Raw genomic sequence first — 11798 nt, 5'->3', positions numbered from 1 at the left:
TCCTTAGCTCATCTTAATTCGTGGATCAAGAGCAGCAGCAAAGAGGTCAGCCAGAAGAGCGCCAATAAGAGTCATTGCGCCAGAGAAAGCTGCAACTGCAACTGCACCGTGAATATTGTTGTTGTTAATACAGTTAATGAAGTACTCACCAAGACCGTGAATTGCAAAGACCTTCTCGGTCATAACAGCACCTGTGAAGATACCTGCAAGAGAGAAAGCAACTGAAACAGCGGTTGGAATCAAAGAAACACGAAGAGCGTGCTTACGAATTGCCTTCTTGCGAGTGAGACCCTTGGCGCGAGCAGTACGAACATAATCTGCGTGCATCTCGTCAAGTAGGTAGGTACGCTGAGAGAGGTGGTAACCAACGGAGCTTACGATAGTAAGAACAATGGTTGGAAGAATAATGTGCTGTAGGAAGTCAATAAGCCAAGTGAAGAAGTTTCCGGTATCTCCACTAGAAAGATCGGTAACGTAGAAAATACGAGAACCAGCACGTGCGTTAATCTCGATTGCTGCAAAAACAATCAAGATTGCCATAACAACAGTTGGGATAACAAGCAGAACCGAAGCAACACCACTTAAGAAGCGGTCCTGCCACTGATACTGGCGCTGGGCAGTATAAACGCCCAGGCTAACACCAATAACAACTGACAAAATAGTTGCTGGAGTCATAAGCAGAATAGAAGACATGAACCTAGAGCTCATCTCACGGTTAACATTATCGCCTGTTGGGGTCATACCAAGGTCAAACTTAGTAAGCAGATTGGTAATCCAGACCTGATAACGCTCGATAACCGGGGTCTTATCATTCAGATTAGTCCTATACAGGTTTTCCTCAATAGACTCCTGTGGAGGACGTGGAGTACGCTGCTCAAAGTTGGAGCGTGGGTTCATAAACGATGATGCGAGGAAGAATGTGAGCGAAGTTGCAACAAAAATCATCACAATGTAGCTCAAAATCCTCTTTGTAACGTACCAAACAAACCGTGCCATTGACTCTCCTCACCGCCTTGCGCTTATTCACCTGATAAGCGAGGTTTTCTCGGTATGGCAACCTAGCATTCCTACAACAAACATGCCGTGAATACACAGCAAAGTGCAATTTTACCATGGATAAGCTGCTTAACCCAAAAAATATCTCTTAGATATCCAAGATTATGCATACCAATCCCAGTAAAACGTATCCACATATAATGACTGTTTGAGTCCAGCGCTCTGGTCACAATCAAATTTGTTTACATATGAGAAACGTTATTGAAAATTCTGTTAAGAAGTAAAAGAAAACTACTATCTGTCGTGTCCAACCATTTTGCCGTTATTCTCAACAGCAAATTTTCCCGTGTTCCCAGCAGGCTACGAATAAAAAATGCCGAAAAACTCGGGTTTCTCGGCAGGTAATTCAAATATGCAAGCGACTGCTTAGCCAATAGCGCCAACAGGGAACGTCAAAGCCATAACAATAGCGCAAACCAGGAAAATGGTTGTAGTGATGACGGTAAGGCGATCAAGGTTCTTCTCCATAATGCCTGAACCAGCGCTTGCGTTATACATAGATGCAGCAATCATGTCAGAAACGCCGGTGCCCTTTCCGGAGTGTGCCAAAACAAGCAGCACCGTCAAAATGCCAGAAAGTACAAACAGCACTAAAAGAATTGTATTCAGAACGCCCACGAGGTTCCCCCTCTTGCTGGCGAGAAGATCCAGCCCTAGTTATTTTCACGTACAACAGAAAAGAATAGCACACGCCACTCCCCTTTGGGAATGACGTGTGCCAAGTTGCAAAACAAACAAGAACTTAACAAATGAGCCAAGCGCCTCACCGGCGGTAAGGAACTTTGTCAGAGTTTAGTTCATTGCGCTCTTTACCATTGCAACGAAGGAATCAGCCTTGAGCGATGCGCCGCCAACAAGTGCGCCGTCAACGTCCTCTTTCTCGAGGAAGCCGCCAACGTTCTCTGGCTTTGCAGAGCCACCGTAAAGAATACGGATACCGTCTGCAATTTCTGCGCCAAAGATCTCTACCAGGGTCTTACGGATTGCACCACAAACTTCCTGAGCGTCATCAGCAGTTGCAGTCATACCAGTACCAATTGCCCAGATTGGCTCATAAGCAATAACGTACTTGGAAGGATCTGTAATCTCTAGACCCTTGGTATCTTCCTTAATCTGGTCAACAACAAACTGAACATGAGTACCAGCGTTGCGGACCTCAAGTGACTCACCGCAGCAAGAAATAGGAACGATGTCATGAGCCATCAGTGCCTTTGCCTTGCGGTTAATGTCCTCGTCGGTCTCGCCAAAGTAGCCACGACGCTCGGAGTGACCAATGATGCAGTAAGTTGCACCAACAGAGGTCAGCATTGCTGGAGAGGTCTCACCAGTAAAGGCACCAGACTCCTCCCAGTACACATTCTGTGCAGAAAGAGCAACAGAAGAGTTGGCCTGAGAAAGAACCTCAGAGACACCCTTAAGGTCTACAAGAGGTGGAGCAATAACAACATCAACGTTTCCGGTACCGGAAGCAAGCTGATCAACAATTCCCTGAGCAAGCTCAACGCCCTCAGCGAAAGTCTCATTCATCTTCCAGTTACCTGCGATCATACGATTACGCATCGAGAAGCGCCTCCACTCCTGGAAGTGCCTTACCCTCAACGAGCTCCATGGAAGCACCGCCGCCAGTGGAAATCCAGCTCATCTTGTCAGCAAGGTGGAACTTGTTAACTGCTGCAACGGAATCGCCGCCGCCGATAATGGAAGTGCAATCAGCATCTGCAACAGCACGAGCAACAGCCTCGGTGCCCTTTGCAAACTGATCAAACTCAAAGACGCCCATAGGACCATTCCAGAAGACGGTCTTTGCGCCCTTGATAGCCTCAGAGTAAAGCTCAACGGTCTTAGGACCAATGTCCATACCCATGCGGTCTGCAGGAATCTGATCGGAAGGAACTACCTCACCAACAGCGTCCTCACCAAAGTGATCGGTAACAACGTTGTCAACAGGAAGCAGAATCTTAACGCCCTTCTCCTCAGCCTTCTTGAGCATCTCGCCTGCGCGCTCAATCCAGTCTGGCTCCTGAAGAGAAGTACCAACGGTATAACCCTTAGCCAGGAAGAAGGTGTATGCCATACCGCCGCCGATGATAAGGGTATCAGCGGAGTCGATAAGGTGATCAAGAACACCAATCTTAGAAGAAACTTTGGAGCCACCGACGATAGCTACAAGTGGGCGCTCTGGGTTAGAGAAGATAGAGGTAAGAGTGTCAACCTCTTTCTCAAGCAGGAAGCCAGCATATGCAGGAAGATAAGCTGCTGGTCCAACAACAGAACCCTGTGCACGGTGAGCAGTACCAAAGGCATCAAGAACAAAGATGTCACCATAAGATGCAAGGGTCTTTGCAATCTCTGGATCGTTCTTCTTCTCACGCTTGTCAAAACGGACGTTCTCAAGAACAAGAACCTCGCCGTCCTTGAGTGCGTCTACAGCCTCACGGGCCTTCTCGCCATAGGTGTCCTCAACAAACTTAACCTCGTGGCCAAGAAGCTCAGCAAGCTTCTCTGCAGCTGGGCGCAGGGAAAGCTCTGGCTGGAAGCCGGTGCCATCTGGACGGCCAAGGTGGCTCATCAGGATGACCTTTGCGTTGTGGTCGAGAAGATACTGGATGGTTGGAAGTGCAGCGCGAACGCGGGTGTCGTCAGTAACAACGCCGTCCTTCAGAGGCACGTTGAAGTCAACGCGCATAAGAACGCGCTTACCATCAACATCTGCATCGCGGACAGTCTTCTTTGTAAAAGCCATGTCACTCCTTTGAATACGTTTCCAACAAAAGAAGGCGCGATCGCGGCAGATGCTGCGACCGCGCCTAAGGCGTCTATGTAACTAGAACTTAAGCAACGAACTTCTCGAAGTACTTGATGGTACGGACCATCTGAGAAGTGTAGGAGTTCTCGTTGTCATACCAAGAGGTGACCTGAACAAGAGTGGTGCCATCGCCAAGGTCAGAGCACATGGTCTGAGTTGCGTCGAAGATGGAACCGTGGGTCTCACCGACGATGTCGCGGGAAACAATGTCATCCTCGTTGTAACCAAAGGTCTCTGGAATGGTCTCTGCGTAAGCCTTCATTGCAGCGTTGACCTCGTCAACGGTGACCTTCTTGTCAACAACAGCATAGAGGTTGGTGAGGGAGCCAGTTGGCGTAGGAACGCGCTGAGCAGCACCAATAAGCTTGCCGTTGAGCTCAGGAAGAACAAGGCCGATAGCCTTAGCAGCACCAGTGGAGTTAGGAACGATGTTCTCTGCACCAGCACGGGAACGACGGAAGTTACCCTTGCGCTGTGGGCCGTCGAGGATCATCTGGTCACCAGTGTATGCGTGAATGGTGGTCATGATACCGGACTTGATAGTTGCGAAGTCGTTGAGGCCCTTTGCCATAGGAGCAAGGCAGTTGGTGGTGCAGGAAGCTGCGGAGATGATGTTGTCATCTGCAGTGAGGGTCTCATGGTTAACGTTGAAGACGATGGTTGGGAGGTCGTTGCCTGCAGGAGCAGAAATGACAACCTTCTTAGCACCAGCGTTGATGTGAGCCTGTGCCTTGTCCTTAGAAGTGTAGAAACCGGTGCACTCAAGAACAACGTCAACGTTGAGATCGCCCCAAGGCAGGTTGTTAGCGTCTGCCTCCTTGTAAATAACAATCTCGTGACCGTCAACGATGATGGAGTGGTCAGTTGCCTCTACCTTGTGATCGCGGGAATAGTTGCCCTGAGTAGAGTCATACTTCAGAAGATATGCAAGCATCTCTGGAGAAGTAAGGTCGTTGATTGCAACAATCTCAGAACCCTCGTGACCAAACATCTGCCTAAATGCAAGGCGACCAATGCGGCCAAAACCGTTAATAGCAACCTTTACTGCCATACGTAATGCTCCTTTCGGTGACCCAGAGCCATTCTCCGGATTCATTAACATTAAAACCGTACACCGTGTATTTTACCGCACTCGCCGATAACTTATGCATCTTTTTCTAAATCCTGAACGATTTTTTCCAAACGCAGCAATCGGTGATACATAGCGGACTTGGATACGGGTGGTACAAACGACTCCCCTAGTGCAGATAATGACAGCTCAGGGTTATCTTTTCGTGCAAGACAAAAATCTCTGACCGCTGGCGGCAGAGCTCTGAGTCCAATGAGTTTCTCGGCCTTTTCTATAAGCGCTAACTGGTCTGCCGCTGCATTTGAAGACCGCGTTTGATTTGCCATCTCTGCGTTGACAACTCGGTTGACGTTGTTGCGATAATGCTTTTGCACACGCGTAAACGCAATAGCGCGCGCCATAGTGGGCGCACCAATCTCTCGCAAAAACTTGATGATGTCATCAGAGCTCTTAAGGTAGACAGCATAAATTTCTCTGGTTCGCATGAGCGCATTGGTATGGCGGTTACGATGATTAAGACGCGCCTTTACACCAATGGATCCCATAAGTTTTACCAGCTCAGTGGCAAATCTTTCTCCCGAGACAGCAATCTCTAAGTGAAAATCTTTTAAGGGATCGGCCAAAAATCCGCCCGCCATAAACGCTCCGCGCAAAAAAGCTCGCTGCGCCTGCTTGGTGCGGATAACGCTTTTAGGAATGCCACTTACCAGGCCTTCTCCCGGTATATAAATGCCAAGAGCGGAAAGTGCTTCTGCAAGTGAATCCTGATTAGAAATCTCAAGCAAATAGTTGCGTTTTTTATGCATGATAGAGCGACGGTACTCAACGGAAGTACCCAGATCAAACAGACGGCGAGAAGAACTAATAACTGTTCGGGCTACCGTGCCTGTCTCGGTAACAATGCGAACGGCAAATTTACCAGGACCGTGCATCGACAACGTTCCAGAAACACGAATAAGCGCAGAAAGCTGGGCTAATTCACAGTCTGTCTGAATTTCTGGTACGCTGACCAGCTCATTTTTAACCAAGGCAGTATAGGACATGACAGACTAACTTCTACTCAGCCTGCTGAGACTTTTTCTGAGCCGCATCAAGATCGCGATGGAACAGCGTTACACGATAGCCCTGGCTGGTAAGATGCTCTGCCGTAGCACGTGCGATTGCAACGCTTCTATGTTGGCCACCCGTGCAACCTACCGCAATAGAGAGCAAGCTTTTGCCTTCCTGCACATAGCCAGGCATTACTACATCAAGCAGCTCAAACCAAGACTTAAGGAATTTCTTAGTAGTGCCATGCTGAAGGACAAACTGAGCTACTGGCTCATCAAGACCTGTAAGTGGTCTGAGCTCTGGATCATAGTAAGGATTAGGCAGGAATCGCACGTCAATCATAAGGTCAGCCTCAACGGGCAAACCATTTTTGAAGCCAAAGGAAAACACGCTAACATCCATAAGCTGCTGTTCGGCAAGCTCTGAAAATGCGCGACGAAGACGACTCTTGAGCGTATTAGTACGCATAGACGAGGTATCTAGGACCACATCTGCCAGCGCTTTTATGTCTTGAAGCTGTGCGCGCTCCCTAGAAATTGCAGATAAGAGATTTTCTCCCTCCTGCGCTAAAGGATGACGACGGCGATTCTCGCTATAGCGACGCATAAGCACTTCGTCTGAGGAGTCTAGATAAACAATCTTGTACGTGAGCTCGTGATCTGCAAGAGACTTCAGAGCTTCAGAGATGTCATCAAAAAGACCTTGCGAGCGCAAATCGCAGGTAACAGCCAAGTGGCGACCAACACCCGTATTAATGCCCACAAGGTTAGAAAGTTGCAAAATAAGAGCTGGTGGCAGGTTATCAATACAGAAATAACCCATGTCCTCAAACACATGAAGCGCCTGCGTACGACCCGATCCAGACATACCCGTAATAATGACAATGTCGGGAATAACTGAAGGTGTAGGATCGTTTTTCTTCACAGGCGCTCCTTAAATACGTGACGAGAAAACCTTACCGCTCCAAGCGTTAATCCTCAAGTGCTGCAGCAAACCAAGAGGTAATTGAAGTTGGATGTGTAATGGCTGTACCTGAAACAACTGCCCAAGCGCCTGCATCCAGAGCATCTTTTGCGTCTTGTGGTGTGTGGACGTGACCCTCGCAAATAATGGCAATACCTGGGAATTCAGTGGTTGCCTGCTTGAGAAGGGCAATATCAGGACCATCGTCAAGCGTTGTATCAATAGCAGCCTTGTTGTGAGAGAGCGTAGTTGAAACGAGGTCACAACCAGCGGCAACAGCGCGACGGATGTCATCCATAGTCATGCAGTCAGCCATAATCAGCACGTCAGACTCTGCGCGCAGAGCTGCAACGGTCTCTTCAAAGGTTCTACCATCTGGCCTTGGACGGTCTGTTGCATCCAGGGCAACAACATCTGCGCCAGCGTGAATACAAGCACGCGCATGACGAAGCGTAGGAGTAATGTAGACGCCTTCGTGACCCTCTTTCCAGAGGCCAATAACAGGAATTTCAACCCTACCCTTAATGGCAGAGATATCAGACAAGCCCTGGCACCTAATAGCTGCAGCGCCGCCAAGCTCACAGGCGCGCGCAATCTGAGCCATGGTCTCTGGATGCCTCATAGGCTCACCAGGATACGCCTGGACGCTGACAATGAGCTTTCCTTTAAGTGACTCAACAAGCTCTGAATATGCCACGGTATTCTCCTCACAAGAATGTACGTACGTTAAAGATGCGTGTCTTTGCGGCGTGTCTGGTCAGCAAATAATTTACCTGCTGACCTTCTTTTTCCTAAAGACGTGTCTCTAAATAGCCAGGTAGAACAAGGTTTTCTGCAGCTCCAATAAGAGGAGCTTCTCCACCAAGCGTGCCCTTCACAAGAGGCGTTGCCTGAACGGGAGGCATTGCCTGCAGCTTAAATGCAGCTTCAAGTGCCTCGTGCCAGTACTTGCCGCACTCTGCAACGGAGCCAGACAGAATGATGACAGAAGGGTCAAGCATGTTGCACATGCTGCCCAAGACCTCACCAAGCGCGCGGCCTGAGCGCTCCTCTGCAGCCTGCGCGATCTTCTCGCCAGCAAGAGCCCTGCGATCAATCTCAGCACCATCAAGAGCAGAACCGTCTTCAAGCGTGTCGGAGCCGCCAAGGCGGACGTACTCGCGAATAATGCCAGGACCTGCAGAAACAGGCTCAAGGTGAGAAGTTCCACCACAGGGGCAATCAACGCCTGCAGCTGCTGGAGTTGCAACGTGACCAATGTGACCAGCCTCGTCGTGAGCACCCAGCATCAAGATGCCGTGGTTCACAAAGGCGCCACCAATGCCCGTGCCGACTGCTACGGTAAGAACGCTATCTTTGCCGTGACCAGCACCGTGGCGAGCCTCGCCCAGAGCGTGAGCATGAACGTCATTAAGAACGCTGCACGGAAGGCCAAACTCACTGGTAACTGCAGAGCCAAGAGCAGTTCCGCCCCAGCCTGGCATAAGCTCGTTTGCGTAGGTGATGTCTCCGGTGCGAGGGTCTACAACGCCAGCAGAAGAAATGCCCACGCCAGAGATAGTAAGACCTAGCTCCTCTGCGCGAGAAAGGGCCTCTCTAATTGCCTGCAGAACGGTAGCAAGAACTTGCTTGCCACCCTCTTTTGCGTTAGTAGGAACCTTCTTTACGGACCGAACGTTTGGAGCGTCAGTGCCGTTAAGAGTGACTATGCCGCAGGCGATTTTTGTGCCGCCAATATCAACGGCACAAACATGTGTGGGAGAAACAAACTTAGAGTCCATGGTGTCCCCTCTTGTTTAGAGAAGGCCGTTTGCAATAAGAACCTGCTTGATTGCCTCACGGTTCTGGCCATCAAGTGGCTTAACAGGACGAGGCATCTGATCAGAATCAAAGATTCCCATGAGGTTAAGTGCACACTTGAATGCACCAACGCCAGCGCCATAGCCTTGAACGCCTGAAGTGACATCAAAGATGTGGGAAATCTCGTTGAGTCGATCCTGCTCACGCTTGACCTCTGCCCAGTTACCTTCCTGAGCTGCCTTCCACATGCGGACGTAGCCCTCTGGCTCAACATTTGCAAGACCAGGAACAGAACCGTCTGCACCAGAAAGAAGAGCGCCGTCAACAACAATCTCGTGACCAGTCAGAAGAGTGAGAGGATGACCGTTCTTCTCGTTCTCCTGAACAAGATACCTGAAGGAAACGTCATCGCCAGAAGAATCCTTAACGCCTGCAAGAACGCCCTCTGCGCCCAGACGAGCAAGCATCTTCCAAGGAAGCTTAGTGTGAACGCAGACAGGAATATCGTACGCAAACAGAGGTGCGTCCAGCTCCTGGTGGAGGATGCGGAAGTGCTCCTCAATATCAGCTGGACCACCAAGTGCGTAGAAAGGAGCGGTTGCTACAAGAGCATCTGCACCCAGTGCGAGGGCACGGCGACCGTGCTCCAGGACGCGCTCGGTCTCGGTATCAATGATGCCCACAAGGACCGGAACGCGGTGGTCAACAATGCGGACAGCCTCGCGAACAATCTGATCACGACGCTCATCAGTTGCAAAAACAACCTCGCCAGAAGAGCCAAGGAAGAAGAGACCGTCTACGCCAGCCTCAATGAGACGGTTAATGGAGCGCTCAAACGACACAACATCAAGCTGATGGTCTGGGGTATCTGGGGTTACAACTGGTGGAACAACACCGCTAAATGGTACGTTACTGGACATGCTTTATCCTTTCACACGTTGGAAAATCCAACTGGTTTCATACAACAATGTACTGAAGTAGCCGACCAAAGCATTGATCAAAAGCAACTTCAAAGAACCTACGTAATTATAGTCCGCTTAGTTATGACAAAGTTCTGATATAACCTCGCAGAGATAGTTGATTTGCTCGTTCTCAAACTGATTGATGCGCTCGTGTCCAAACTTGGAATACACGCGCATCTCTTTCTGCTCCGGCAGGCGATTGTACAGCGCAAACGTTCCCTCAGTTGGCGCGCTCTGGTCCAGCAGGGCCGTGCCAATAAGCGCAGGTACACGCACAAGCTCGGCCGCGCACGCACTGTCGAGAAGACCGATCGCGTCGATAGCTGCATCTGAGTGCGGGGTGTCTCCGCACCCGACAACCGTGCGCAGGGTTGTTGCGTTGTCGGCAAAGAGCGGATTCAGCGCCATGGTAGCGCTCACTTCCTTGGGCAGAAGCGCAGCCGCAAACAAAGCCTGCGAGCCCCCTAGACCTTCTCCCCAGGTGACGGTTGTGCGTCCCAGGAAGCGTGAGGCAACCGAGGCAGCTACCAGCGCGTCATCGATGAGCTGCTTGAGCGTGGAGGATGCAGCGTCATCTGGGTTGATGAGCGCGCGGGCAAGCTCCTCTGCCGTCAACGCTCCCCTCCAAGCGTCTTTGAGTGACGCTTGGCACGGGCGAGCCTCTAGGGCTACAACGGGCATGCCAAGCGCCGAGAAACGCAATAGGTGCAGCCAGCTACGCACTCCCCGACCAAGATCGGAGAAGAGCACCACCGCGGGCAGCTTTGCCGATGCGGGCAGCTCTGCTGGAGCTAGCGGTTCTGCCACCGACACACCTGCTGGAAGAATGACGCGAGCGCGCAGCTGCGTCTGGTCAGTTGAGGTGAATGTGATGCGCTTAAACGTTGCCACCTGGGTAGCAGACGGAAGCTCAACCACACTTTTTACCTGCGCATTTTGTGCAAACGTTACCGACGTCTCCCAAAATGATTCAAAGTTTGATGGTCTAAGCCACGCACCGCGATAAGAACGGGCATCTTCAAGCCTTTGTGTTAAGCCTCTCATGCTTTCACCTCGCCTTCTGCTTGAGCAGGAAATGACGAGTCCAACTCTTCAAGAGCTTGCTCTCCCTTGTCTGAGCAGAAGAAATCAATGATCTTATCGTCAAAATCGCCAATCTCTTCATGCGCATATCCGGGATAAAGAAGATGTCTCTTTGGGCAGGTCAAGGCATTGTAAGCCGCAAACTGAGCCTCGGGAGGAACTACCGGATCATCAAGTCCGGTGCCAAAAAGCACAGGACAGGTAACCAGGCGTGCAAAATTAGCTGAATCAATATAGGCAAGCTTTGCAAAAACCTCATCAACGCGAGAACCATCTGCGTCAAACCAGCGGGAATAATAACGGATGCCCTCGTAGGCAACCTCGTCAGCATTAAGCTCCCATACGCACCTAAAATCGGTAAGGAAGGGATAAAGAATTGCTGCTCTATTGATAAGGTCTGGATTAAGTGCACAGGTAGCAAGACCAATGCCGCCACCCTGCGATGCGCCGTTCACAAAAATGCGGTCTGTATCAATGCCTTCAAGCTGGCAAACAATTCTGCAGAGCAAGCGAATGTTCTGATACAGATGAACAAAGTAAAGGTCCTCTACAGGTCCATCTAGTCCAAGTACCAAGTGACCAGAGACAGTAGTGCTCTTGTACGAGCTTCCGTCCAAGCTGTGGCCACCTTGTCCAGGATTATCAAGTGCAATCAGCGAGCAGCCCAAGCCCAAAAATGAGCTCTGCTCAAACCAACTGCGAGAAGCCCCTGGATAACCGTGGAACTGTAGAACAAGCGGAGTTTGTACGCCTGAAGCAGTCTGTGGGCGCAGATACTTTGCGTAAACTTCCGCGCCATCAATTCCCACAAACGTCAAATCAAAAAAATGAGCTGAAGCAGTTGACGTGACCTCTGTTGAAGGAACAATCTGCCAGCTTAGAGGGGCGTTATCTGCTTCCTCCATACGTGCCTTCCAAAACGCCTCAAAATCTGAAGGATAGGGCGTCAAAGCATGAGCTGCCTTCAATTCTGCAAACTCAAGCGTTTCTTGGTGCATTGATCCACCTA

General features: G+C 50.2%; 12 protein-coding genes. All 12 read right to left on the bottom strand.

Annotated elements, in window-relative coordinates:
• Positions 1-3 precede the first annotated feature (3 nt).
• The gene (locus RWJ96_RS04360) at positions 4-996 is read right to left on the bottom strand and encodes an ABC transporter permease (protein WP_314019153.1); all 993 of its coding nucleotides are present in this window, start codon (positions 994-996) and stop codon (positions 4-6) included.
• A 426-nt stretch (positions 997-1422) separates the two neighbouring features.
• Positions 1423-1674 (bottom strand): preprotein translocase subunit SecG, encoded by a 252-nt coding sequence (gene secG / locus RWJ96_RS04355; RefSeq protein WP_035427287.1) that lies wholly within the window; start codon positions 1672-1674, stop codon positions 1423-1425.
• 174 nt (positions 1675-1848) lie between these two features.
• Positions 1849-2616 (bottom strand): triose-phosphate isomerase, encoded by a 768-nt coding sequence (gene tpiA, locus RWJ96_RS04350; RefSeq protein ID WP_314019151.1) that lies wholly within the window; start codon positions 2614-2616, stop codon positions 1849-1851.
• On the bottom strand, positions 2609-3799 hold the full coding sequence (locus RWJ96_RS04345) for a phosphoglycerate kinase (protein WP_035427291.1): 1191 nt from the start codon (positions 3797-3799) through the stop codon (positions 2609-2611). Before RWJ96_RS04345 ends, tpiA begins: the two co-directional genes overlap by 8 nt.
• 88 nt (positions 3800-3887) lie before the next feature.
• Positions 3888-4913 carry a type I glyceraldehyde-3-phosphate dehydrogenase gene (gene gap / locus RWJ96_RS04340; RefSeq protein WP_012809010.1) on the bottom strand — a complete coding sequence of 342 codons (1026 nt, stop codon included), beginning with the start codon at positions 4911-4913 and terminating at the stop codon, positions 3888-3890.
• Between the two features lie 92 nt (positions 4914-5005).
• Positions 5006-5974 carry a DNA-binding protein WhiA gene (whiA, locus tag RWJ96_RS04335; protein WP_314019148.1) on the bottom strand — a complete coding sequence of 323 codons (969 nt, stop codon included), beginning with the start codon at positions 5972-5974 and terminating at the stop codon, positions 5006-5008.
• A 13-nt stretch (positions 5975-5987) separates the two neighbouring features.
• A complete protein-coding gene (gene rapZ / locus RWJ96_RS04330) occupies positions 5988-6905 on the bottom strand; it encodes an RNase adapter RapZ (RefSeq protein WP_314019147.1) in 918 nt (305 codons plus the stop codon).
• Positions 6906-6951: 46 nt separating this feature from the next.
• Positions 6952-7641, bottom strand: coding sequence for an N-acetylmannosamine-6-phosphate 2-epimerase (locus RWJ96_RS04325; RefSeq protein WP_314019146.1), 690 nt, complete (start codon positions 7639-7641; stop codon positions 6952-6954).
• A 94-nt stretch (positions 7642-7735) separates the two neighbouring features.
• Complete coding sequence (locus tag RWJ96_RS04320; RefSeq protein WP_314019145.1) at positions 7736-8725, bottom strand: ROK family protein; 990 nt, start codon at positions 8723-8725, stop codon at positions 7736-7738.
• A gap of 15 nt (positions 8726-8740) precedes the next feature.
• Positions 8741-9664 carry a dihydrodipicolinate synthase family protein gene (locus tag RWJ96_RS04315; protein WP_035432218.1) on the bottom strand — a complete coding sequence of 308 codons (924 nt, stop codon included), beginning with the start codon at positions 9662-9664 and terminating at the stop codon, positions 8741-8743.
• 117 nt (positions 9665-9781) lie between these two features.
• Entirely contained in the window at positions 9782-10750 is a 969-nt protein-coding gene (locus RWJ96_RS04310) for an acetylxylan esterase (protein ID WP_314019143.1), read from the bottom strand.
• Positions 10747-11787: an alpha/beta fold hydrolase gene (locus tag RWJ96_RS04305; RefSeq protein WP_314019141.1), complete on the bottom strand. Its 1041-nt coding sequence runs from the start codon at positions 11785-11787 to the stop codon at positions 10747-10749. The genes RWJ96_RS04310 and RWJ96_RS04305 overlap by 4 nt, the downstream gene beginning before the upstream one ends.
• Positions 11788-11798: the final 11 nt, after the last annotated feature.

Origin of the sequence: Lancefieldella parvula (assembly GCF_963547875.1) — a bacterium.
GTDB lineage: Bacteria > Actinomycetota > Coriobacteriia > Coriobacteriales > Atopobiaceae > Lancefieldella > Lancefieldella parvula_D.
Note: the sequence above shows the minus strand (reverse complement) of the source record. Positions and strands in the feature narration are given on the sequence as shown.

What these genes read in the sequence shown, in the direction of transcription:
- RWJ96_RS04360 (WP_314019153.1), bottom strand. Translation starts at nt 996, where the DNA reads ATGGCACGGTTTGTTTGGTACGTTACAAAGAGGATTTTGAGCTACATT.
- tpiA (WP_314019151.1), bottom strand. Translation starts at nt 2,616, where the DNA reads ATGCGTAATCGTATGATCGCAGGTAACTGGAAGATGAATGAGACTTTC.
- RWJ96_RS04345 (WP_035427291.1), bottom strand. Translation starts at nt 3,799, where the DNA reads ATGGCTTTTACAAAGAAGACTGTCCGCGATGCAGATGTTGATGGTAAG.
- gap (WP_012809010.1), bottom strand. Translation starts at nt 4,913, where the DNA reads ATGGCAGTAAAGGTTGCTATTAACGGTTTTGGCCGCATTGGTCGCCTT.
- whiA (WP_314019148.1), bottom strand. Translation starts at nt 5,974, where the DNA reads ATGTCCTATACTGCCTTGGTTAAAAATGAGCTGGTCAGCGTACCAGAA.
- RWJ96_RS04320 (WP_314019145.1), bottom strand. Translation starts at nt 8,725, where the DNA reads ATGGACTCTAAGTTTGTTTCTCCCACACATGTTTGTGCCGTTGATATT.
- RWJ96_RS04315 (WP_035432218.1), bottom strand. Translation starts at nt 9,664, where the DNA reads ATGTCCAGTAACGTACCATTTAGCGGTGTTGTTCCACCAGTTGTAACC.
- RWJ96_RS04310 (WP_314019143.1), bottom strand. Translation starts at nt 10,750, where the DNA reads ATGAGAGGCTTAACACAAAGGCTTGAAGATGCCCGTTCTTATCGCGGT.
- RWJ96_RS04305 (WP_314019141.1), bottom strand. Translation starts at nt 11,787, where the DNA reads ATGCACCAAGAAACGCTTGAGTTTGCAGAATTGAAGGCAGCTCATGCT.